We start from the raw sequence: 25387 nt of genomic DNA on the forward strand, positions 1-25387 counted from the left end.
TCCTAAAAAAATATAAGATAAATTAAACCAAGTAAAACTAATAAAAAGACGGAATACAATGCTGTCTGTATCTTTCCATTTTGGACCAAGCGAACTTGATTGCCTGTCCAATAGGCTACAGTAGCAACCGTATTAACAAAACCATCTACAATATATTTATCTATCCACACACTTAGCTGTGAGAGGGATAAGACGATAAACTGAATCAAAGAAACGAAAGCGTCAACGATGTGACGATCAAACCAATAACAGAACTGCGCTAATTTTAATATGCCATTCACAAAGACTGCTTGGTAAAATTCGTTGATATAACCCTGGTTGAAAGCGGCTTTTAATGCCTGGCTAGCGGGGTTTAACGGGTATTTATTTTGTACATACCATTTCCAGCCGATGATCCAGCCAATAACCGAACCAAGGAGCAGTATTGCAGGGATAATAAGGTGTGCACTATGGCTTGGTGCAAAAGCATATTCATCCAATAAAAGGCCGTCCATCAACCAGGAATCATGATAAGAAAACGGATTGAATGAGAATACCGGGAATAGACAGAATAGTCCCAAAACAAACATGGGGATCAACATGGTCTTTGGGGCTTCATGTAGTGGATGATCCAGTAGTTTGCCCTGAAGCTGTTTCAACAGTCTGAACTCTCCAAAAAAGGCTTTAAAGAGCAGACGACCGATGTAGAAAGCCGTTAAAATACTTACTAGAATTAAAATCGCGGGGATGATAAGGTATAAGTTACCTTTTGAAAGAGCCCATTCAAAGGAAGAGATGACGATACTGTCTTTGGATAGATAACCTGAAGTCAAAGGGAATCCTGCAAGTGCTAGCGAAGCTATACACATCAGCACGAAGGTTTTTGGCAAATATTGACGTAGCCCGCCCATATTCCGTAAATCCTGCGGATCAAAGTCCAATTGGCTATGTGCTTTGAGATGGGCCATTTCATGAATGACAGCTCCTGCAGAAAGAAACAACAGGCACTTAAAGAAGGCATGCGTAGTCAGATGAAATAAAGCAGCATCCCATGTTCCAATGCCAATGCCAACCATCATAAAACCAAGCTGCGATATGGTCGAAAAAGCAAGAATACGTTTGATGTCGTATTGGCCAAGTGCGAAGTATGCGGCCAAAGCAGCGGTTATTGTACCGATGATGGCAATAAATAATAAGGCAGATTCATTAAATAATGGAAATACAGTAGCCAAAAGGAATACACCTGCAGCAACCATGGTCGCGGCGTGAATCAATGAGGATACGGATGTAGGACCTTCCATGGCGTCAGGAAGCCATACATGTAATGGAAATTGTGCAGATTTAGCCATCGCTGCCAAGAAAAAGGCTAATCCTGCAATGGTAAGCCAAATCTGAGGTAAGCTATTGACTGGAGATATCCATAATCCTTGGGCGATTGTGGATTGATAAATTAAGCCATTGTCTCCAAAGAGATCGATTAAATTGAGGGTTTTGAACTGTGTAAATAGGATCGCAAGCCCAATTAGAAAACCGAGGTCGCCGATGCGATTGACCAAAAATGCTTTTTTATTGGCTTGTACAGCTGTTTCACGTGTGAACCAGAAGCCGATGAGGAGATACGATGCAAAACCGACTAATTCCCAAAAAACATACATCAATAGGAGGCTGTCCATAATAACCAATCCCAACATCGCAAAACAGAATAAGCTGAGATACATCCAATAGCGGTGAATACCTGAATCGCCATGCATATAGGCCCTGGAGTATATATGTACGGGTAGGGCAATGGTCGGTACCAAAAAAAGCATCAACGTGCTCAAATTGTTCAGCAGGATACCAACTTTAAATGCTGTTTCACCAATAGTGAACCAGCTTACTTGCATTGATACTGCCGGATTATTCCATATAGAGAACCAGGTCAATCCACCAGCGATAAAACTGAGGATAATAGCCGTGAGAGAAACTAGGCCCGACTGATCGCGTTTGCCTGCTATTGCTTGATATAGGAATGCCACAAATGGCGCTGCCAAGGTAAACAGTGCGGTCAGAAGGGGCGATATGTGAACAAATTGATCCAATGCTTATTTGTCTTTTAATTGGTTTATCTCATCCGGATTAATGGTTTTGTAATGCCGATAGACATTTAATACAATAGCCAATCCAACAGCGACTGCAGCCGCTGCGAGAACAATGGCAAATAATGCGAAAATTTGCCCACCATAACTGACCTTGTCGTATTTTCCAAAAGCAACAAAGTTCAGGATGGCGGCATTGATCATCAATTCAATACCCACCAGAATCATGATCGCATTTTTCTTGGAAAGTACAGTATAAAGACCAATGCAAAAGATGCAGGCACTGACAACTAAGAAATGCGTCAGCGTAATCATATTGTACGCTCCTTTCTGGATAGATGTGAGGCTCCGATCAAGGCCATCATCAAAAACACGGATATAATTTCAAATGGTAAAACGTAAAAGGTCATAAAACGTAAACCAATCTGATGAATGTTATTATCTGTTGCGACAATCTCGGTGTTATTTTCCCTAGCTTGTAAAATCCACGCAGATGGTGCTTGTTGCCATTCAACAATGCCGTATAGCATAAGCAATAGAAAGCCAAGTACGATGGGAACCGTCTGCCACTTAGGCATGGTTAAGAATGAACCGCTGCTATCCTGAAGGTCTTTCAGGAGTTCTTTGTTGGAGAGCATAAAGGCAAATAACATCAATATGAGCACGCCTCCGACATACACCATAATTTGCGTGATAGCTACAAAATCGGCTAAAGCAAATAAGTAGAGTCCTGCCATAGCAAATAACACAATAAAAAACAGGAACAATGCACGCGCGATATTTTTAAGATTGACCAGTAAAAGTGCTGAACCGATTGCTAGGGTAGCAAAGGCGTAGAATAAAATACTTTCCATCTTTTATTTTTGCTTTGCTGCCTCCTTTTCAGCTTGAAACTTGGTCCACTCTGCTTTGCGCTGTGCGACCTCACTATCGGTCATATCTGAAAAACCATAGATAAGATCGGTCAGTTTTTGAGAACTGCGGTCATATTCATTGGTCATGGTAATACATTCCGTCGGACATACCACAGTACAAAGGCCACAGTACATACATTTGGCCATATCAATATTGAATTTGGCCGGATATAGTCTTTTAACGCTGCCATCGGAAGTTTTTCCAATCGCTTCCGGTGATTTGATGGCTTCGATTTCGATGCAGTCGACAGGACAAGCCTTTGCGCATAGATCACATACAATACAGTCCTCGATATCGACTTGCAATTGATAGCGGGCAACTTCGGGGATTGGCATTTTTTCACGCGGGTATTGTACGGTGACAATACCTTCTTGTTGATCAAAGTAATTGTCTTTCTTGATATTCAATTCTGTTCGCGAACGTCGGGCACCAAACAAGTGCTTAACAGTCAAAGATAAACCCTTGATTGCCGTACGAAATGCATGCGAAGCTGTTTTAAATATCATATCCTATGCTATAACTAAAATTCGCCAAATTGCAGAGATGGCCATACAAAGAAAAGCCAGCGGTGTCAATACTTTCCAACATAAACTCATCAGCTGGTCTGCACGTAACCGTGGTAATGTCCATCGAATCCACATTTGGATACCAACAATAAATAATGATTTGGCTAATGTCCAAAATATTCCCCACACTAAACCTGTGGTCCAATCGGCCAAGCGTATTGCACCTATGTTTGGTAATGGTGTATTCCAAGCGCCTAAGAAGAGAACAACTCCCAACATCGATACCAAAAACATCATGGCATACTCGGCCAAAAAGATAAAGGCAAATTGTATGCCCCCATATTCTGTATGGAAACCACCAACTAATTCAGATTCGGCTTCCGGGATATCAAAGGGTGCACGATTACACTCGGCAAGGGTAGCAATAAAGAATATGATGTAGGTAATAATCAAATGTGGGGCCTGAAAGATGTTCCAGGCGAAAAGGCCTCCGATCTCATTGACTTCCCAAAAACCAAAGAATTTAATGCTTCCATGAGTTAGAATTCCTTGTCCAATAGCAATTTCATTCAAATTTAGGGTCTGGGTTAGCATCACTACAGCAATCAGCGAAAGGCCTACCGGTATTTCATAGGATACCATCTGTGCAATGGCACGCATGGAACCCAATAAAGAATATTTGTTGTTAGATCCCCAACCTGCCATTAAAATGCCCAAAGCATCAATGGAGATGATGGCCATAATAAAGAACAAGCCTGTATGTGTATCCGCTGGGATAAAATCTTTGGCCCAGGGAATAACGGCAAAACCTGTAAATACAGCAACGAAAATAACGATAGGAGCAACTCTAAAGAGTATTTTATCGGCCGATGAGGGGGTAATTAATTCTTTTTGTAATAATTTGAGAATGTCGGCAATCGTTTGGAGACTGCCATACTTTCCTGTTTCCATCGGTCCTAGACGATCTTGTACAAATCCCGCGATCTTACGCTCGGCATATACTGCAAATAAGGTAAAGGCTGCTATAAAAGTGAAAATAGCAATGGGAACCAAGATATGTAGTATTGTTTCTAACAAGTCTTATTTATAATGATTTTTAATAAGAGACCAATGAATACGCAAACTTAACGAAAAACAGGGAATTTAGATAAGGAAAAATTAAAATATACTTAACAAGTAGATTATCGTGACAATAACGTAACGACGGTGCATCCTATAGTGTTCGAGTGGGTGGTTTCGGACAGCTGTAAAGTTCTCCATGTTGGTTGGGGTAGAAATAAAAAAAGCATCCCCGAGGGATGCTTTTTAAGGATATAAATCGAAATCGGATTAGCGATTTGAAAATTCAACGTAGTCGCGTTCTGTGTGGCCAACGTATACTTGTCTAGGACGACCGATAGGCTCTTTGTTTTCACGCATTTCTTTCCATTGTGCAATCCATCCTGGTAGACGGCCTAAAGCAAATAATACGGTAAACATATCTGCTTTGAAACCTAATGCGCGGTAGATGATACCTGAATAGAAGTCAACATTCGGATAAAGTTTTCTGTCGATGAAGTATTGGTCATTCAATGCTGCTTCTTCGAGTCTTTTAGCGATATCCAATACCGGATCTTGAACGCCTAATTTTTCCAAGATGTCATCACATGCTTTTTTGATGATCTTAGCACGAGGGTCGAAGTTTTTGTAAACACGGTGACCGAATCCCATCAGACGGAAAGGGTCGTTTTTGTCTTTTGCTTTAGCAAGATATTTTTCAGCATCACCACCATCATTTTTAATGGCCTCCAACATCTCGATTACAGCTTGGTTTGCACCACCATGTAATGGTCCCCATAATGCATTGATACCCGATGCAACAGATGCATAAAGGTTTGCATTGGATGAACCAACGATGCGAACAGTAGATGTTGAACAGTTTTGCTCATGATCAGCATGTAAAATCAACAATTTGTGCATGGCGTCAATCACCACAGGATCGAATGTTTTTTCATCATTCACTTCTCCAAACAGCATGTTTAGGAAGTTGTCAATGTAACCAAGGTTGTTTTTTGGATAAACGACAGGATGACCCAATGATTTCTTTTGAATCCAGGAAACGATCGTTGGCATTTTTGCCAAAAGATTGATGATCGTTTGATCCTCTTCTTCGTCAGTTAAGTTAGGATTTAAAGATTCTGGGTAAAATGCCGATAATGCGCCTACTAAACACGAAAGTTGGCCCATTGGGTGAGATTTGGATGGGAATCCAGCGAAGAAGTTTTTCATGTCTTCGTGAATCATCATTTGCTTTTTGATGTCAGCTCTGAATTTTTCCAATACCTCTTTTTTGGGAAGTTCTCCATAAATCAACAAATAAGCAACTTCCAAGAAAGTCGATTTCTCTGCCAATTGTTCAATTGGATATCCTCTATATCTCAATATGCCTTTTTCACCGTCAAGGAAAGTAATCGCACTTTTCGTTGCACCTGTATTTTTGTATCCTGGGTCTAACGTAATAAATCCGCTTAGATCTCTTAATTTCGAAATATCAACTGCTTTTTCATTTTCAGTACCGACAATGACCGGAAGGTCATACGAAGTGCCGTCTAAATTTATAGATGCTTTATCTGACATGTTTATATATATCTTATATCTGATTTGTTATGCTAATCTCACAAATTTAACTATTTGATATTTAAAATTGAAAGTTCTTTTGGAATTAAAATGACATGACTGCGTCATTTTGGATAATATTCACGAATTATTTACTTAAATAAGCAAATAATTTATTCAAATTTAACATTATCTTATTCTGCAAAAATATCAATCTATTTTTCGTTGCGCAACCTTTCCTTTGTCTTGGTAGTTGCCGTGTTTGCCCGATCCGAAAAAAGGTAGTATGACAAAACAAACCAGAATAATGGACGTTAGTGTCAAAATTCCTGTAGTCCACAATATTTTGCTGAAGTTTTCCGCCTCCAATAGCTTAATGCCCCAAAGTCCCAAAAGGAAATAGGTGGCAACGAAAAGGATCACCAGTGTGAATAATATGCCGAATATATATTTCATAGCTGAATTAATTTATGGGTTGTGAATGGATTGACCTCAGTATATTGAGCTGAATCGTACCGATTTACATTTTAAAAGGTCTCATGGGATAGCTATCACTTTTAAGGTTGAATCTCCCGTAATACACTAGATTTTATTGAGAATCTGTTTTTTTAATGTGTCGAATTCTTCTTGGGTAATGATATTCTCACGAAGCAGCAGCTGCAGCTTTTGGAGTTTCTCGACAAAGTCACCCTCTTGCTGAATATGATCTTTGATCTCCTCTTTTTGAAGGTCGAATTGCTTTCCGAGTTCCATACCGACTCCCAGTTGTGCACCTACACCTGCAATTCCGCCTTCATTTTTAGCTGCGTCGCGTAGTGCCCGTAATTTTTCTAATTCAACATAGCTCAGACCTGCCTGTAGCGCTGCTTGATTTTGTGTGCTTAAATCGGCGATTTCTCCAATTCTTCGTTGTGTATTGGCATCAAATTGAGTTCCTAGGATTTTGAAATCCGTAATGTCGAGGCCAAGATCATTAAAGTCTTGTGTAACCGCGGTCTTGATGTCGTTGGAAAGTAATCCCAGTTGACTGTCAATCTCATTGTAACCCAGTTTCTTTTGTGCAATCTGCGCAATAATTTGTTGGGGGATCCGATTATTGATGATGTCTTGAATATCAGCTGTGCTAACCGTATTTTGATTCGCCACAATGTTTTTATAGAAATGTACCGGTTCCTTGATGAGGTAAGAGAATGTACCATTCAAGCCAATTTCTATCGGTAAATTGTAATGGGGGTCGATATATTTAATAGGTGTTCCCGTTCCCCAAGATTGATTGACGATAGCGGCTGTACGGAAAAAGTAAATGTAGAGCTTATGTTCTGATTCAAAGTTTTGCCGCAAACGTGCTAAAGTAGTAAAGAATGGATGGTTGTCCGTTTTCAGATTGTATGTGCCTGCCTCGGTCAGCAAGTTTTCACCTTTTCCTTCGTAGACGAGGATGCAGCCCTGCCCTGGAGCAAGGATCAGCTTACTGGAATTTTTGATCTCATTCCTTTCAGATGGAAATTTATACCATAATATTCGGGGATCCTGGTTTTTCCACTCAATGACCTCAGAAAGCTGGTTGTTAAAAAGATTAAATAGTCCCATAGTGTTTAATTTAGTGTGTCGAATTTGGGGTTATACCCTTCAAACTTGTTGATTTGTTTGCCATTATTATCAAAATAATAATAGTTGCTACCGTCTTTTACAATAAAACCATCCTTTAACAGGCATCCATTTCCATAAATGGACTTTAGGTCTGTGCTGATCGTTTTTTGTATGGCCCCCGTTGTTATATCCAGCAACTGGATCTGTAAGGGGTCGTCCTCAGCAGGTGTCGGTTTATACGCAATGAGAAGTATTTTGTCATTTTGAGCAACCACTACGGGCTGGAAGTAAAGTCTGCCCGGTGTAAAGTCTTTGAAACTGATCAGACGGGCTCCTTTAAATTGCCATGGATTTATCAAGACCTTTTTGTATGGATCGCGGTCGGTAAAAATACCTGATCCGCCGTAATCCTTATCCCAGGAAAAGCGTGGGCTATCTTTGGGAAATCCATATTGATATTGGTAGCTGTACTGGATTAACTGAATTTTTTCTTCTGGGTAATAACTTGATTTACTTGAAAAGGTGAATTCCGTTTTTGTTGTTGGGTTGGGCAGCTTTTTCCTTCTTTCATCGTACAGTTGTTTATCGGGAATAGATTTGTTAATTAAGGGGTAATAAGCTAGGTTTTGTCCTTCATTGTTGACAATCTGATAGGCAGAGCCATAGTCTTCGTATTTAAATTCAACTTTAGCGATGCCTGTGCTTAAAGATGGAGCATCTTTTACATAGTTCTCTAGGACACTTTTATAAGTGAGTGTATTTCTGTCCAGCTGATAAATATATTTGGATTTGACGATGATATAAAGATGCTGATCTTCAAATACCTGAAGTTTGACGTCGCTGCTCGACAGTTCGACGGGAGTTTCCATCAAAGTCTTAACCCATTCTTTCTTACCAGTTTTTGGGTCGAAGAGCCCAATATAAACCTTATTGTCCTTGCCTTCGTTCATTCGACCCCTGAAGGTTCCGACATTACCGACGACGACGATATGTGGCGTATTATCTTTATCCAAAAATAGCGTGTTGCTTGCGTAATTCCATTCCAGCGGTTGGGCTTCTTCTTTTTTCTCTGCTGTATTGGAAGTGCTGTAAGTTGAATAATTAGGCGCTGGCTTTTTGGAAAATAGAGCACTTAGGGCTCCAATGACAAACATCAGCGCAATAAAGCCCACAACAGCAAATAATACAATCCGTATGGCTTTATATTGATCTTGGTTGTTGCGTGGGTAGTTATAGTTGTAATTGATATTGATATCATCACTATCCAGAAAAAATTCAGTTCCACAGCTGTCGCATTTGTAATAATCGGGGCGTAATGTGGTAATTTTTATACTGCCACAATGCGGACATTTGATCGCTTTGATATTTTTAGCCATTTATCTTTCTTGTATTTGTGTTAAACCATCTCCTTTTGGAGTGAACGGTGCGACTGATTGCTATCAATTTTACACAGTGAATATCCTGTTCTTTCCATTGATGAAGCGATTTATGAATGAATTTAGAATTAAAATAAACGTATAACAAATTTTTTGCCAGCTAACTTATATTCGTCGGATTTGAGTTTAAATGCGCAGGAAATGAGCTATTTCTTTTTTTTAAGGGGTTACAAAGTCCCTATTTGCGTGAAGATCACAAAGGCAATAAAAAATATTTTTTGTATTTACGAATTATTCGTAGATTAGTAGTAGATTAGAAAAAGGAAGATAAAGATATGGAAAAATTAACAGCACAGGAAGAGCAGGCAATGCAATCGATTTGGAGCCTCAATGGAGGTTTTATAAAAGAGATCTTGGATAATGTAAAAGGTGAGAAGATGCCTTATACGACTTTGGCTTCGACAGTAAAGAATCTGGAGCGCAAGGCTTTTGTGAAGGCAGTACGCTACGCCAATGCCAAACGCTATGAGCCGATGGTGAGTGAGGAAGATTATAAGGCTAAGTTTATGAATTCCTTTGTGGGCGATTATTTCAAAAATTCCTATAAGGAAATGGTTTCCTTTTTTGTACAGGAAGAAAAACTGACCGCCGATGAGTTAAAGGAGATTATGGACATGATTAAGCATAATAAATCTTAATCGCATGGAAAGTCTACTAACCTATATTATACAAGTCAATCTGTTGTTGGGTATTATCTATCTGGGATATATTGGACTGTTGAAAGGCTTGACGTTCTATTTTTTAAATAGAGCCTACTTCTTAGTAGGGGGGCTATTTGCTTTCCTGTATCCATTTTTGGATTTAAAGTCTTTGTTTGTACAGCGCGGATTGAATATGGGGGTCGTAGGCGAGCAAATTTCGCTTTATATGATGGAACCGGAGGTTCAACAGCAGCTGACATTAGGGAGGTTGGTGGAAATCGTATTTATGGCCGGTGCTGTTTTATTGTTATTAAAATTTGTATTTCAATTATTGAGTTTATTGCGAATTCATCTGAATTCGAGGTCCGATCAATGGCGGACGTATCTATTTCGGAATGTACTGATTCCTATTGTTCCGTTTTCGTTTTTGAATAAAATCTATGTCAACAAAGACCAGCATCTGGATGCTGAGCTAAAAGATATTTTTAAGCATGAGGATATTCATGTGAAAGGCCTTCACAGTTTGGATATTTTATTGTTTGAAATGATATTGGTGTGTTGTTGGTACAATCCTTTCGTCTGGCTCATGCGCAGGGCCATTCGCCAAAATTTGGAGTTCTTGACTGATCAACAGGTTCTCGATAAAGGAATTGACAAGCAGACGTACCAATACAGCCTATTGAATGTGTCCAAAAAGGGCACTTCAGTAGGATTGAGCAATCAATTTAATTTTAAACTTTTAAAACGTCGTATTATGATGATGAACAAGAAGCGATCATCGAAAATAGAGCTTAGTAAATACGCCTTTCTTTTACCCATATTTTTGTTGACGGGAGCAGCATTTACAGTAAGTAAAGCGGAGGGTAGTATTGAGGGGGTCGTTGAGAAGGCAAATGAAACTGTATTACCTATTCCGTTGCCAACAGTTGATTTAAGATCTCAGACAGATCAATCAAATATGAAGGCTACTTCGTTAACGGATACTTTGGCTAAAGCACATCAAGTGGAGACAAAAGATTTTACGGAAATCAAGAGATCCGCTATTGATTTCTCTAAAGATCAAAAGTATTTTGTGGATAATAAATTGGTCTCTAAAGCAGAGTTTTTGGCTATTCCTGAAGGAAAACTGGCAAAGTACTGGTTTTCGAATGATAGTGATCTGATCAAGTATCGGACGAAGTCTTCAATTGATATTGCTGGCGGAGCAGTTTTGGCCAATACTGTCGAGATGCAACAACATTCGGATATAGCGCAAAAGAAATTGCGCTGTGTTATGAATGGTATTGTGCAGGAAAAAACGTTTACTGTAGATGATATCGATCCAAATGCTATAGCGTCAGTCTCGGTATTACAGGGTAAGGCTGCTATTGATAAGTATGGTGAAGATGTTGGGAAAGATGGCATCCTTGAAGTGGAATTGAAAGAAGGAGCTCATATTGGTAAAGACGCGACTAGATTGAAAGGAAATACTATTGGGATAGAGGTTCGTGCCAATGCAGACCCTAGAAGTGAACCGCTTTATATTGTGGAAGGAAAGGAAGTTAATTCAACCATTATGTCTGCCATTCCGGGGACGGAAATCCAATCGATTGATGTGATTAAAAATAATGCTGCATCAATATATGGTGAAAAAGGGAAGAACGGAGTTATTCTTGTTAAGTTGAAGAAAAATGGTTCACCAAAGATCACAAATCAGACCCTTACTTTTACTTATGATAAAAAAGAAGATGCAGGTAACGTTGACAAGATGAAGGTGAATGGAAACCTCTCGGAAGTTGTTGTAATGGGTTATAAAAAAGAAGATGCGAACGAACCCGAGCTCAAGGGCCGAGCGCAGGGAATCCCTGGAAATATCATCCGATTGACAGATGATGGATCTGGAAAAGTCGCTGCCCGTAATATTAAATTTCGCAGAGTTCATGGAGCTAAGGGCAATCCACTATTTGTTGTCGACGGAGAAATTGCCGCAGACAAAAAAATCAAAGATTTGGATCCGAATACAATTGATAACATTACGATCTTAAAAGATCAAAATGCTACTGCACTATATGGTGATCAGGCGGATAATGGCGTCATCATTGTGAACACCAAGTCTTATGTAAAGGAACACCCTGAAATATCTTCTGATGTAAAGGACCGTCTATCGGGAAAAGTGAGAAAAGTAATTAAGACTGAGTTGGGGAAGGAACAAGGTGAAGCGATTAAGAAATAGACAAGGTCGATACAATAAAAGCACAAGAGTTACACAGGAAAAAGCCGATATATTCGGCTTTTTCTGACTTATTTTGTATTCAGATTTGTCATCGTCAGCTCGATGCCGATATTGATAAAACTCTGGATCATTTTAACAGAATGGTCAATTAAAGCCGGTAGTTCAGCTTGTTCCTCTTTGTCAAAAGGACCTAGTACATAATCGACTTGTCTACCTTTTGGGTAATTATCGCCAATACCGAAACGTAAGCGCGGATAAACCTGTCCGCCACAAAGCTGTTCTATGGATTTAAGTCCGTTATGACCGGCGCTGCTTCCTTTGGGTTTCATGCGTAGCGAGCCAAATGGAATGGCCAGATCATCTACAATCACCAATACATTCTGAATTGGAACTTTGCATTGTTGCATGTAGTAGTTGACGGCCTTGCCACTTAAGTTCATGTAAGTTGTAGGTTTAATCACAGTAACATTGTGCCCCCGTTGCTTAAATTCGCTATAGTAGGCCAACTTGAGCAAGGAGAAACTGGCGCCAGCCTGTTTAACCAGCTCGTCGGCAACCATAAAACCAATATTATGTCGTGTATCGGCATATTCACTGCCAATGTTGCCTAATCCAACGATAAGATAATTCATGCTGCAAAAATAGAAATTTAATAAACAAAAAAAGCACCGAATTTCGGTGCTTTCTGTAGTATTTTAAAATCTTGCTCAGATTATTTTTTACCACCTTTAGATGCTTTAGCAGCTTCTTGTTCAGCTTGACGCAATGCACGAGACATGATTACTGATACGATTGTATCATCAGCATTGTTCAATACTTTTGCGTTTTCCAATTGAATTTGACCTACACGAACTGATTTACCAACTTCTAAAGATTCCATTGGTACGGCAATTTCTTGTGGCAAGTTTGCTGGTAATGCTTTTACGCGTAAATTACGTAATTTTTGAACTAATTTACCCCCCATTTTAACACCTGGAGAAGTTCCTGTTAATTTGATAGGGATATTCAATGATACTTCTTTATCATCAAATAATTCTAAAAAGTCAACGTGTGTAACTAAATCAGTTAATGGGTGGAATTGTGCGTCTTGAACGATAGCTCTTTTAGTTTGACCGTCAATGTTTAATTCAACAATGATTACGTCTGCAGTGTAAAGAACTGGTTTCAAATCAGCTGCGGATACAGAAAGAGCTGTTTGCTCTGTACCACCGTAAAGTACTGCTGGTACTAAACCTTGGTAACGCAATTCTTTTGCATCTCTTTTCCCTACGTTCTGTCTTACAGAACCGCTAATAGCAATTGATTTCATCTTTTAATTTTTTATAAATTTGAGGTGCAAAGATAATCTAATTTCTGATATTATCAAAAAAATACGATTGTTATTGGTTCGAGAACAGGCACTTATTCAAGGTCCTTAATCTTTCCATGTCTATGAACAGACCTATTCAACGCTACTTGGTTTAGCCTAATATATGATCAAATTAATATCAACCCTTATATTAAAACCGGTATAGAGCTCGTTTAACAGGGAAATAACAGGGGGTTAATAGGGGTTTACCCCTATTAACCCCCTGTTATTTCCCTGTTATCCCCTTGTAATCCCCCTTTAAATCCCCTGCTAATATAGGAATTGAGATAAATCAATTGTTAACTTGTGTACGAGATAAAAAAGCTATAAAAAAAAAGACCTTGGCCACTGAGCTGAATGCTTTCTGTACCAAGGTCCAATATCTAGGATCTAAAACGCAAAGATTATTCTACTTCAAATAAATCAGAGATTGAAGAGTGTTGATTTACACTGGTGATTGCTTTTGCAAATAAATCAGCCGTTGATAATACTTTAATTTTAGTCGATTGTTTTGCTTTTTCTGGATCCAATTGAATGGTATCTGTTACGATCATTTCTGACAATACCGAGTTTTCAATTGTTTCATATGCCTTTCCGGATAACACTGCATGTGTACAAACGGCTCTTACGGATTTTGCACCATTTTCCATGATAAGTGCTGCTGCTTTTGAAAGTGTACCAGCAGTATCACAGATGTCATCGATCAAAACAACGTCCTGACCTGTTACGTCACCGATGATAGACATCGATTCGATTTCGTTTGCACGTTTACGACGTTTGTCACAGATAATAACTTCTGCATTGAAAAATTTAGCAAAGGTACGCGCTCTGTATGAGCCACCCATATCTGGGGAAGCAATCGTTAGGTTCGGAAGTTTTAACGATTTGATGTAAGGGACAAAAATGATAGAACCATCCAAATGGTCAACAGGGATATCGAAAAAACCTTGGATTTGTGCTGCGTGTAGGTCCATTGTCATGATACGGTGGATACCAGCTGCAGTCAACAGATTGGCGATCATTTTTGCGCCAATAGCAACTCTTGGTTTGTCTTTTCGATCTTGTCTTGCGAAACCAAAGTAAGGGACTACCGCTGTGATATAATGCGCTGAAGCTCTCTTCGCTGCATCTGTCATCAATAATAATTCAAAAAGATTGTCGGTAGGTTGGTTGGTAGATTGGATGATGAATACATCACTTCCGCGAACTGATTCATTGTAGAATGGTTGAATCTCACCGTCGCTAAAACGCGATAATGTTTTGTCTCCTAGTGGTTTCCCGTAAGATTGTGCGATTTTTTCGGCTAGTTCTGTAGTGCCAGAACCTGCAAATAGTTTAACCGTGTTGAATTGCAAAGGCATGGTTTTGTATATTTATGTTGGGTTATTGTATTGTCGTTTATTCAATATTTTTATTCCCTTACTGTTTTTTAAAGTTAAACATTAAAAAAAATGGATTGTTTTCACAATCCATATACCTTAACTTTAAAAGTTGTCCGACCTGGATTCGAACCAAGACAAACAGAACCAAAAACTGTCGTACTACCCTTATACTATCGGACAATGTCTCTAAAAAGTCAACGTTTCCGCTTTTCTCTTTTTGACGACGCAAAGATAGAGATTTGTTTTAAAAATCAAAATGTAAATTTAAAAAAATCTAAACCCTTTTATAAATAATAAGCCTTGCATATAACGCAGAAAAGGCTTGCATTTGCAAGCCTTTTCTATTGTTTGTTGTCCGACCTGGATTCGAACCAAGACAAACAGAACCAAAAACTGTTGTACTACCCTTATACTATCGGACAAACAATTCAAAAGTGATTGCTATCGTGATGATGTCGTTCACATTTGATGATGCAAATATACGGACTATTCTTATTTCTGCAAATAAAAATGAACTCAAAAGTGTATTAGGGCTGATTTTCAAAGAAATAATTTTTGTTTGCTCCTGAAAATTCAGTGTGCTAACCTTTTTTTTCGGTAAGGAGATCCCATCAACACGTTGTAAAGTGTACAAGTATACTTGGACGTGCTTTCTTTGTCGCCAATATTAGATCGCGTAATGAAATTTTTTCAATTAATATGTGTTAAAAAATCAGAATAAAGTTCATTTCTTATTAACTTATCCTTATTTTCGAGCCGTATTATAATACTTTTTACAGTTATCATTTTATGAACTATACTAAAATCAACAATCTTTTAGGATGGATATGTGCGCTAATAGCAACATTAGCGTATGTCATGACTGCCGAACGATCGACGAGCTGGTGGGACTGTGGCGAGTTTATCGCTTCAGCCTTTAAACTTCAAATTGTGCACCAGCCAGGAGCACCTTTATTCTTAATGATTCAAAATATATTCTCAAACCTTGCCGGTGGAGATGTTACACGAATTGCGTTCTGGATGAATGTAGGATCGGCGGTATGTAGTGGTCTGACCATTTTGTTTTTATTTTGGACAATTACAGCTTTAGCAAAGAAAATCGTTGTAAAGGGTGTTGATGGATCATATACATCAACCGATTTAATCAAAATATTCGGCTCGGGCGCTGTTGGTGCATTGGCTTATGCATTTACGGATACCTTTTGGTTCTCAGCGGTAGAGTCCGAAGTATATGCCATGTCTTCTTTATGTACGGCGGTTGTATTTTGGGGAATTCTAAAATGGGAAAACCACGCCGATGAAGCTGGTTCAGATCGTTGGTTGATCTTTATCGCTTACGTGATGGGGCTTTCTATAGGTGTTCACTTATTGAACCTTTTGGTGATCCCGGCAATAGCTTTGGTGATCTATTTTAAACGTTCGAAAACAGTCACGTCATCAGGAGCCATCAAAGCTTTCTTGATCGGTGTCGTTGTTTTGGCGCTCATTTTATGGGGTATCATTCAATACACCGTTAAAGCGGCAGCCTATTTTGACCTGTTCTTTGTGAATAGTCTGGGAATGGGCTTCGGTACTGGATTTAACTTATTCATGATTTTAGCGGTGGCTCTTTTCGTATATGGTATCTGGTATTCAATCAAAAAGGTCAAACCGATGCTAAATCTGATCTTGATCAGTGCAGCATTTATCATTTTTGGTTATAGCTCTTTTGCCATGATTATGGTACGTGCAAAAGCAAATCCGACGTTAAATAACAGTGATCCAGATAATGCATTTTCTTTTGTAAGTTATCTTGGTCGTGAGCAATATGCAAGTGAGCCTCTTTTAAACGGACCTACATTTGATGCGCAGGTAGTTGATGCCGAGCCGACGTATACGTACAGAAAAGACAAGGACAAGTATACAAAAGTGGAGAACGGCATGGATTATAAATACGATAAAACCATGTTTTTTCCGCGTGTCTACAGTTCACGAGATCAGGGACATATTGAATATTATCGTGATTACTTAAAAATCCCGGAAGGACAGTCGCCGACTTTTGGCGATAACCTGAAATTCTTTTTCAGTTATCAGATTGGACACATGTACGGACGTTATTTCTTATGGAATTTTGCAGGCCGTCAGAATGACCAACAAGGTCAAGGATCATTCACAGAAGGTAATTGGATTTCAGGTGCTAAACCTGTAGACCAAATGCATGTCGGTGGACAAAATGCCATTCCAGATTCATTGAAGACTGATCCTTCGAATAACAAATATTATTTCTTGCCTTTGATCATCGGTCTAATCGGTGCCTTTTGGCATTTTGGAAAGAGACAACGTGATGCGGGAATTGTGGGGTTGTTGTTTTTCTTTACAGGATTAGCAATTGTTTTATATTTAAATCAAAGTCCGCTTCAACCGCGGGAACGTGACTATGCGTATGCAGGTTCTTTTTATGCCTTTGCCATCTGGATCGGGCTTGGGGTTTTCGCTATCGCGGATTATTTAAGCAAAAAAGTGGATGGTAAAGTAGCGGCCGGTGCTGCTACAGTTGCTTGTTTATTGGGTGCTCCGGTATTGCTGGGCTTCCAAAACTGGGATGATCACGATCGTTCGGAGAAAACAACTGCACGTGATTTAGCGAAAAACTATTTAGCATCTTGTGCACCGAATGCGATTTTATTTACTTACGGCGATAATGATACCTATCCTTTGTGGTATGTACAGGAAGTTGAAAATTATCGTCCAGATGTACGCGTGGTGAACTTAAGTTTATTGAGTTCGGACTGGTATATGCGCCAGATGAAGCAAAAAGTGAATCAGGCCGAAGGTTTACCGATCAATATCGATGACGAAAAATTCAAAAAAGGCGTTCGAGAAGTGCTTTATTATCAGGATATGAAGGTTCCCGGACATGTGGATCTGGATTTGATCATGCAGATTTTATTGTCTGACGACCAGAAGAACAAATTGGAATTGAGAGGTGGTAAGTTTGAAAACTTCTTGCCAACCAAAAACTTTAGCCTTCCGGTGAATAAAGAATCTGTTCTGAAAAATAATGTCGTTCCTAAAGCTTGGCAAGAATCTATTGTCGATACCATGAGCTGGACCTACAATAGAAATTATATCTCTAGGGCAGAATTATCAATCTTAAACGTATTGTTGAATAACGATTGGAAACGTCCAATTTATTTTGCGGCAACAGTTCCAAATGATAACTACCTTGGTTTAGATAAATATCTGGTCCAAGAGGGCTTTGCACTGCGTTTAATGCCGATTGCAACTCCTGCCGGGGCGGAAGGTACATTGGTTGATACACAGTCTGCTTATAAAGACATTACTACGAAATACCAATGGGGTAATATGGCACATGCTTCTTACCTGGATCCTGAATCTTACCGCATGATTACCATGATTACAAATACGGTAATGGGCGGTACAGCGACACAGTTGATGATGGAAGGTCATAAGGATGAGGCGCGTAAAGTCGCTGTTGAAACCTTTGAGAAAATGCCAAAACGTGTTTATTTGATGCGTGATATTTTAGGCTATATTCCAATTGTCAATGTGTTGTATGAAACTGGTGAAACGAAGCGTGCAAATGAAATCGTAAACCGTAATCTGAAGTTTATGACCCAAAACATGCGTTGGTATCAGGATATTGCACAAACGAAGCCTGAGCTGGAATATTCAAATATAGGTACAGCATTACGTGCTTTGGGTGCCTATAAGAGTATCTTGGCCTCTACCTCGGAAAAACAATTGCTACAGCAAGTGACCGATTTAGAAAAATCGTATAAACAACAGTATGGTGTTGAGTAACAATTAGAGACATCATTTTAACCGAAGGAGCTGCCCTTTACTACAGGTATTCGAAAGGAAAAACACTTTTTGATGCGATGTAGGAAAGGGCGGCTTTTTTTTGATTATTTTTTCTTAGCTTAACACCATATAAAACCAACCTTAAGTTATGATGAAACGTCAATTAAAATTGTGGGATGCAGTTATGCTGGTCATGGGGTCGATGATCGGAAGCGGTATTTTTATTGTATCGAGTGATATGATGCGGCAGCTGGGATCCGGATATTGGTTGGCGATAGTTTGGTTATTGACCGCATTAGCAACTGTTGCGGCGGCAATCTGCTATGGCGAATTGTCGTCTATGTATCCGAAGGCTGGGGGACAATATACCTATCTGACAGAAATATTTGGGAAGCCAATTGGCTTTTTATATGGCTGGAGTTTATTTACAGTTATTCAAACGGGAACGATAGCAGCTGTAGCTGTAGCCTTTGGTAAGTTTACAGCCTACCTTATTCCGCAGTTAAATGATGCAGCGCCGCTATTTCAGCGTGGAGAGTTTAAGATTACCTGGATACAGATTGTCGCTATGGGTGTTATTATTCTCCTGACCTTTATCAATACAAGAGGGATCAAGAGTGGAAAAGCTGTTCAATCTTTCTTTACTTCAGCAAAAATCATTGCGCTGGTTTTACTGATTTTAGGCGGTCTGTTCTTGATTAAGGAAAATCATTTTTCAGAAAATATGGCTTATGGCTGGGATTCTTTTCAAAATTTGAAAGGTGCTGGCTGGTCGCAGATCTCGGGGGGCGTACTGATGGGGGCATTAGCTGCTGCAATGGTAGGTTCGGTATTTAGTAGTGTGGCCTGGGAAAATGTAACGTTTGTTTCCGGAGAGATTGTCAATCCGCAGCGTAATGTTGTTCGGGCATTGGTTATCGGGACGAGCTTGGTGATGTTGCTCTATATAAGCTGTAATTACATTTACCTAGCGGCATTAAATAGAGAGGAAATTGCTTTTGCGGCAAATGATCGTGTTGCCATAGCGGCGGCTGAAAAAATATTAGGACATACGGGCACGATAGCGATGGCGATTCTGGTTATGATCTCGACCTTTGGCTGTGTTAATGGACTTGCGCTGTCCGGAGCGCGTGTTTTTCAGACCATGGCAAAAGATGGATTGTTTCTGAAGCAGGCGATTCCCAATAACAAATATGATGTGCCCGCACGATCGTTATGGCTTCAGGGAATCTGGGCTTCCTTACTTTGCCTGAGCGGACAATATGGCAATTTACTGGATATGATATCTTTTGTTATTGTTATATTCTATATGATTACAGTGCTGGGCGTTATTATTCAACGTATCCGGAGACCGGATTTGGAACGTTCCTACAAAACCTTCCTCTTTCCGATTACACCAATCTTGTACCTGTTGATAGGTACCGTATTTTGTGTATTATTAATTATCTATAAGCCACAATATACCTGGCCAGGCTTTATACTTGTATTAATCGGTGTACCAGTGTATTTTTTTGCACGGAATAATAAACGTGCCGAGCTAGATGAATAGTCGCTACCTATAGCATTTCGATGTTATGGAATTTGCTGTAAATGGTTGGCAATGCGTATTGTATATAACTTCAAAATCTGGTAATGTGCTGGAATAATGGCTTTGTAAATTTCCCGGAAAGGAAGATAATCTTTGTTTAAATCACTTTTTGTTATTGTGCCAGTTGGATGCAAATATTGAAATTAATTGCCCTTCATGGCTTCGTTTTTGTTAAAAAAAGTGTAGCTTTGCTCAAACATTCCCATAATGAAACAGTCGATTTTATTAGACGGACCAAAATTTCAAATCACAATTCAAAGACTATGTCGTCAATTGATTGAGAATCACGGTGATTTTTCAAATGCTGTCGTCATAGGTATTCAACCCCGAGGAACTTTCTTAGCGAGACGCATCGTCAAAGAGCTTGAACAAATGATCGGAAAAGAGATTTTAGTTGGCGATTTGGATATTACCTTTTATCGCGATGACTTCCGTACGAAAGGGAATACTGGTCCAATCTTAGCAAATAGCACAAATATCAATTTTATTGTAGAAGGTAAAGAGGTGATCTTTATAGATGATGTCTTATGGACAGGACGTACTATTCGTGCGGCAATGGATGCTGTGCAGGCATTTGGCCGTGCAAGAAGAATAGAATTGCTTGTTTTGGTCGATCGCCGGTTTTCTAGACAGATCCCTATTCAGCCCGATTATATCGGAATACAGGTAGATTCTATTGATTCACAAAAAGTAATTGTTAACTGGAAAGAATCAGAGGATCAGGATAGTATTATCTTGATTACAGAAAAGAAGGCGTCAGCTAGGGATTAATAGCGGTGTCATGACGATACTGAAGGTTATTGTTGACCTTTGGAAACAGGCACTTTCAATAAAACCTTCATGACTTCGCAGACGCCAACAGCAATGAAAGCAAACTGAAGGTTCTTTCTGGCCAATAAGATCAGACACTTTCAGAAAAAAAATGATTAGTAAATATTTGAATATACTATAAAATGTCATCTGTAGCAGAACAATTAAGTACCCGCCATTTATTGGGGATCAAAGATCTAAATGAGAACGATATCCAATTGATCCTGGATACAGCAAGTAATTTCAAAGAGGTATTAAATAGGCCAATTAAAAAGGTTCCGTCATTACGGGATATTACGATTGCCAACGTGTTTTTTGAAAATTCTACACGTACACGCTTGTCTTTTGAACTAGCTGAAAAGAGGCTTTCTGCGGATATCGTGAATTTTGCAGCATCCTCCTCTTCCGTAAGTAAGGGGGAGACACTCATCGATACGGTGAACAATATTCTGGCCATGAAGGTTGATATGATTGTAATGCGACATCCCTATGCTGGGGCTGGGGTATTTCTAAGTAAACATGTTGATGCACAGATTGTCAATGCAGGTGACGGAGCACATGAACACCCTACACAAGCTTTGCTTGATTCATTTTCAATTCGTGAACGCTATGGCGATGTAGCTGGTCGTAAAGTAGCTATTGTTGGGGATATCACACATTCACGCGTTGCCTTGTCGAATATCTTATGTCTTCAAAAGCAAGGTGCTGAAGTGATGGTTTGTGGTCCGACCACATTAATTCCTAAACATATTACCTCATTGGGTGTAAAGGTAGAGCATGATTTGAGAAAAGCGCTGAACTGGTGCGATGTTGCAAATATGTTACGGATTCAATTGGAGCGTCAGGATATTGCCTATTTCCCTTCCTTAAGAGAATATTCCATGCTATATGGATTGAATAAAGAGATTTTGGATTCTTTAGAGAAGCCAATTACAATTATGCACCCCGGACCAATCAATCGAGGGGTCGAAATCACATCGGATGTCGCGGACAGCGAACATTCAATTATTTTGGATCAGGTTGAAAATGGTGTTGCTGTGCGCATGGCTGTCTTGTATCTACTAGCAGGGCAACGCGGATAGTTGAAATTGGTTTCGCCCTGCGTTAATGCACGTGGGAGACTAAATAACACTGTTTTCTAATGCTACAATAGTATGCCTGACTTTATTTTTTGTCGGGCATATTTTTTGTGCAAAATTTCCGTTATAATACAGGATTATTCACAGATGTTAATAACTTTTGTGTAAAATAGCTCAATTAAAGTATAATTTAGTAAAATGAATAAAACTATCTCCCTAAGAAGTGGAGATTTGAATTGATTTTCAATAAATTTGGGGCTATCTTAAAGCCTTTCATGGCTGAGAAGCTTTTGATAAATTCGCCGGTTAAAGCAAATTTATCGCGGGTTGGAGGGAGATTCATTTACATTTGCAGATAAATAACATATTAAGGTTTCACATATTATGTATAAGAAGATTTACCAGGTGGGAGTTGCATTAACCGTTATGGCGACGCCAGCATTAGCGCAACAGACAGAATGGCAACAAATCAACAAGGCGTACAAAACAGGAATGGAATTGTATGAACGCGGAAAATTTAGTTCTGCTTCAGCCCAATTTGACCGTGTTGAAGCTTTGCGGACAAAATCCAACTTGCAATTGGACGAAACAGAGGAACTTTCTTTGTTGAAAGAGAACGTACGGTATTATCAAGCAGTTTGCGCACTGGAATTGGGCGAATCTGATGCCGAAAACCGTTTTCTGAAATACATTAAGGATTTCCCTGTCAGTGCAAATGCTAAAGCAGCTTATTTTCAAATCGGTAAATCCTATTATGCTAAAAAAGATTATGTTAAGGCCTTAGAGTGGTTTAATAAGATCGATAGCAAAAATTTAGCAGGTAAAGAAAATGTAGAATATCGCTTTAAATATGGATACGCTTCCTTTATGACTAAAGACTATAAAACGGCGAAACCATTATTTGAAGGATTGAAAGATCAAAAAACTGAATTTCAGGAAGCTTCCATCTATTATTACGCGTATCTTTCTTACTTAGACGCCGAGTATAAAACGGCGTTGAATGAATTTGAGCGTTTGAATGGATCCAAACAATTCGAAAATAGTTACCCCTATTATATCACTGCTTTGTATTTCTTGGATAAACGCTACGACGATGTATTGGATTATGCATTGCCAATTTTGTCGCGGACAAAACAAGAAAATGAAACAGAGATGTTCCGTATTATAGCGGCAACATACTTTATCAAAGGTGATTTAAAAACATCAAAAGAGTATTACGATAAATTCCAGGCACAAGATCAAGGTAAGACGCAGAATAATCAGGATAGCTACCAAATCGGTTACATCGCTTACAAATTGAAGGATTACGATAAAGCGATCACGGAATTGGAAAAAATGACCGAGCCTGACGCTTATTATCAGTCTGCGATGATTACCCTAGGTGATGCTTTCTTGAAGAAAGGCAATAAGCAATCTGCGCGTAATGCATTTTTCCGGGCTTCGAAATTGGATTTTGATCCGGCAATGCAAGAAGAGGGCTTATTCAACTATGCTAAGCTTTCGTATGAGTTGGAATTCCACCAAGTGGCTTTGGCTTCTACACAAGAATACTTGAAAACGTATCCAAAATCGAAACGTTTGGAGGAAGCGAAAACTTTACTTGCTGAAGTATTGTTGAGTACAAAAAACTACCGCGAAGCAGTTGATATTTTGGAATCTATCCCTAAACGTGGAAAAGAAGCAAACGCAGCTTATCAAAAGGTAACCTACTACAGAGGTTTGGAATATTATAACGAGCGTGCTTTTGAAAATGCAATTTCCCTATTCATGCGCTCCGAAGAGTTCCGTTATGACGAGGAAATTTACGCTTTAGCCACCTATTGGAAAGCGGAAGCCATGTACGAAGTTCGTAAATATGGTGAAGCGGTTACAAATTTCAATAAATTCTTACGCTTGCCGGGAGCTAGCAAAACGGATGTGTATGGCTATGCCAATTATGCGTTAGCCTATGCGGCTTTCCGTAATGGTAACTACAGCACGGCGGCAAATTACTTCGAGCGTTTCTTAGCGTCTGGTGGTTCGAAAGGAATTGAAATGAATACACGTAATGATGCAATTGCACGCTTAGGTGATTCTTATTTCTCTTCGAAAAACTACGGTAGAGCATTAACAGAATACAATAAGTTAATCTCTTCTAAAGCTCCTAGTCAGGATTACGCTTTATTCCAACGTGGTATTATTCAAGGATTACAAGGGGATAACAATGGTAAAATTTCAACATTGAATGCTGTTATTGCGCAATTCCCGAGTTCGAATTATGCCGACGATATTGCTTTTGAGATTCCTTATACACGTTTCTTGATGGGAGAAAGTGATCAGGCAATTGCAGGCCTTCAAACAATGGTTGAAAAATATCCGCGCAGTAGTTATGTGCCACGTGCTTTGGTGACGATTGGTCTGGTTCAATATAATCAAGATAACAATGATGCTGCATTGGCAACTTTCCAACGTGTAGTTGACCAATATGCATCAACAGATGAAGCAAGACAGGCCATGCGTTCCATTGAGAACATCTATTTGGACAAAGGCGATGCAACAGGATATATCAAATATGCAACGGGAACAAATTTAGGTGACGTTTCGAAATCTGAACAAGATTCACGCTCATTCTCGACTGCGACGACTTTATTCTCCAGAGGTAATTATCAAGGGGCGGTGGAAGCTGTAAATGCATATTTCGACAAATTCCCGAAACCAAATCAAGAGAAATATGCACGTTTTGTTCGTGCTGAAAGTAACGCAGCTCTGGGTAATACAGAAGATGCATTACATGATTACAATATTATCTTGAATGACTGGACGTCTCCTTATACAGAACGCACGTTGATTTCGGTTTCCAATTTATATTTGAAACAAAAGAAATATAACGAAGCGACACAGTTGTTGAAAAAACTGGAGCTTACTTCTGAGTATAAGGCTAACTATGGTTTCGCAATCAATAACTTAATGGTCTCTTATTTTCAGATTGGGGATTATAAAGAAGCCTTAAATTATACCAATGCTGTCAAGAATTACGAGAAGTCTTCGGAAGAGGAGATCGCAAATGCCTTCTTGTATGCCGGCAAATGTTATGTGAAGCAGAATAAGAAAACTGAAGCCATGAAAGAATTCAGTTTAGCAGCATTGAAGAGCCGTACCGTCTTCGGTGCAGAAGCAAAATACAATGTTGCAGTGCTTCAATTGGAAAATAAACAATACGATGCTTGTATTAAGACAGCTATGGATCTATCTGATAATTTCTCTTCGTACGAATATTGGGTAGCGAAAAGTTTTATCACTATGGCAGATGCTTATGCAGGTAAGGGGGATACTTTCCAAGCAAAAGCTACACTTGAATCGATTGTGGATAACTATGATGCGAAAGATGATATTTTGCCAGCAGCAAAAGAACGTCTAAATAAATTGAACAACAAAAAGAAATAGGATA

Annotated in this window: 19 protein-coding genes; 7 read left to right on the forward strand and 12 right to left on the reverse strand. The window is 39.2% G+C overall.

Annotation, left to right across the window (positions count from 1 at the left end):
- Window positions 1–2 precede the first annotated feature (2 nt).
- The 9 genes from B3E92_RS16790 to B3E92_RS16830 form a co-directional block, all read right to left on the reverse strand.
- Window positions 3–2057, reverse strand: coding sequence for an NADH-quinone oxidoreductase subunit L (locus tag B3E92_RS16790; RefSeq protein WP_286727820.1), 2055 nt, complete (start codon window positions 2055–2057; stop codon window positions 3–5).
- Window positions 2058–2060: 3 nt separating this feature from the next.
- On the reverse strand, window positions 2061–2369 hold the full coding sequence (gene nuoK, locus B3E92_RS16795) for an NADH-quinone oxidoreductase subunit NuoK (protein ID WP_046672767.1): 309 nt from the start codon (window positions 2367–2369) through the stop codon (window positions 2061–2063).
- Window positions 2366–2908 (reverse strand): NADH-quinone oxidoreductase subunit J, encoded by a 543-nt coding sequence (locus B3E92_RS16800; protein ID WP_070561245.1) that lies wholly within the window; start codon window positions 2906–2908, stop codon window positions 2366–2368. Before B3E92_RS16800 ends, nuoK begins: the two co-directional genes overlap by 4 nt.
- Window positions 2909–2911: 3 nt before the next feature.
- Window positions 2912–3475: a NuoI/complex I 23 kDa subunit family protein gene (locus B3E92_RS16805; RefSeq protein WP_046672765.1), complete on the reverse strand. Its 564-nt coding sequence runs from the start codon at window positions 3473–3475 to the stop codon at window positions 2912–2914.
- A 3-nt stretch (window positions 3476–3478) separates the two neighbouring features.
- On the reverse strand, window positions 3479–4552 hold the full coding sequence (nuoH, locus tag B3E92_RS16810; protein ID WP_046672764.1) for an NADH-quinone oxidoreductase subunit NuoH: 1074 nt from the start codon (window positions 4550–4552) through the stop codon (window positions 3479–3481).
- A 252-nt stretch (window positions 4553–4804) separates the two neighbouring features.
- Window positions 4805–6091 carry a citrate synthase gene (locus tag B3E92_RS16815; RefSeq protein ID WP_046672763.1) on the reverse strand — a complete coding sequence of 429 codons (1287 nt, stop codon included), beginning with the start codon at window positions 6089–6091 and terminating at the stop codon, window positions 4805–4807.
- A gap of 189 nt (window positions 6092–6280) precedes the next feature.
- Window positions 6281–6526, reverse strand: a complete 246-nt coding sequence (locus B3E92_RS16820) for a hypothetical protein (protein WP_070561244.1) — start codon at window positions 6524–6526, stop codon at window positions 6281–6283.
- Between the two features lie 126 nt (window positions 6527–6652).
- Window positions 6653–7660 (reverse strand): SPFH domain-containing protein, encoded by a 1008-nt coding sequence (locus B3E92_RS16825; protein ID WP_070561243.1) that lies wholly within the window; start codon window positions 7658–7660, stop codon window positions 6653–6655.
- A 5-nt stretch (window positions 7661–7665) separates the two neighbouring features.
- Window positions 7666–9036 carry a hypothetical protein gene (locus B3E92_RS16830; protein ID WP_070561242.1) on the reverse strand — a complete coding sequence of 457 codons (1371 nt, stop codon included), beginning with the start codon at window positions 9034–9036 and terminating at the stop codon, window positions 7666–7668.
- 335 nt (window positions 9037–9371) lie between these two features.
- Between B3E92_RS16830 and B3E92_RS16835 the strand changes: the two genes are divergently transcribed.
- Together B3E92_RS16835 and B3E92_RS16840 are read left to right on the forward strand one after the other, a co-directional pair.
- Window positions 9372–9734 (forward strand): BlaI/MecI/CopY family transcriptional regulator, encoded by a 363-nt coding sequence (locus B3E92_RS16835; protein ID WP_046672759.1) that lies wholly within the window; start codon window positions 9372–9374, stop codon window positions 9732–9734.
- 4 nt (window positions 9735–9738) lie between these two features.
- A complete protein-coding gene (locus tag B3E92_RS16840; RefSeq protein WP_201640102.1) occupies window positions 9739–11949 on the forward strand; it encodes a M56 family metallopeptidase in 2211 nt (736 codons plus the stop codon).
- Between the two features lie 68 nt (window positions 11950–12017).
- Here the strand turns inward: B3E92_RS16840 and pth are convergent, their stop codons facing one another.
- The 3 genes from pth to B3E92_RS16855 form a co-directional block, all read right to left on the reverse strand.
- Window positions 12018–12581, reverse strand: coding sequence for an aminoacyl-tRNA hydrolase (gene pth, locus B3E92_RS16845; RefSeq protein WP_070561240.1), 564 nt, complete (start codon window positions 12579–12581; stop codon window positions 12018–12020).
- Between the two features lie 80 nt (window positions 12582–12661).
- Complete coding sequence (locus B3E92_RS16850) at window positions 12662–13258, reverse strand: 50S ribosomal protein L25/general stress protein Ctc (RefSeq protein ID WP_046672756.1); 597 nt, start codon at window positions 13256–13258, stop codon at window positions 12662–12664.
- Between the two features lie 443 nt (window positions 13259–13701).
- Complete coding sequence (locus tag B3E92_RS16855; RefSeq protein ID WP_046672755.1) at window positions 13702–14658, reverse strand: ribose-phosphate pyrophosphokinase; 957 nt, start codon at window positions 14656–14658, stop codon at window positions 13702–13704.
- A gap of 810 nt (window positions 14659–15468) precedes the next feature.
- Here B3E92_RS16855 and B3E92_RS16860 point away from each other — a divergent pair.
- The 5 genes from B3E92_RS16860 to B3E92_RS16880 all read left to right on the forward strand — a co-directional run bounded on the left by B3E92_RS16860 (window position 15469) and on the right by B3E92_RS16880 (window position 25383).
- On the forward strand, window positions 15469–18483 hold the full coding sequence (locus B3E92_RS16860; RefSeq protein WP_112374862.1) for a DUF2723 domain-containing protein: 3015 nt from the start codon (window positions 15469–15471) through the stop codon (window positions 18481–18483).
- Between the two features lie 148 nt (window positions 18484–18631).
- Complete coding sequence (locus B3E92_RS16865) at window positions 18632–20032, forward strand: APC family permease (RefSeq protein ID WP_236560287.1); 1401 nt, start codon at window positions 18632–18634, stop codon at window positions 20030–20032.
- 246 nt (window positions 20033–20278) lie between these two features.
- On the forward strand, window positions 20279–20842 hold the full coding sequence (gene pyrR, locus B3E92_RS16870) for a bifunctional pyr operon transcriptional regulator/uracil phosphoribosyltransferase PyrR (protein ID WP_112374861.1): 564 nt from the start codon (window positions 20279–20281) through the stop codon (window positions 20840–20842).
- Between the two features lie 182 nt (window positions 20843–21024).
- Window positions 21025–21963 (forward strand): aspartate carbamoyltransferase catalytic subunit, encoded by a 939-nt coding sequence (locus B3E92_RS16875; RefSeq protein ID WP_046672752.1) that lies wholly within the window; start codon window positions 21025–21027, stop codon window positions 21961–21963.
- A gap of 381 nt (window positions 21964–22344) precedes the next feature.
- A complete protein-coding gene (locus B3E92_RS16880) occupies window positions 22345–25383 on the forward strand; it encodes a tetratricopeptide repeat protein (protein ID WP_115046620.1) in 3039 nt (1012 codons plus the stop codon).
- Window positions 25384–25387 lie beyond the last annotated feature (4 nt).

Origin of the sequence: Sphingobacterium sp. UBA6317 (assembly GCF_002440385.1) — a bacterium.
Lineage (GTDB): Bacteria > Bacteroidota > Bacteroidia > Sphingobacteriales > Sphingobacteriaceae > Sphingobacterium > Sphingobacterium multivorum.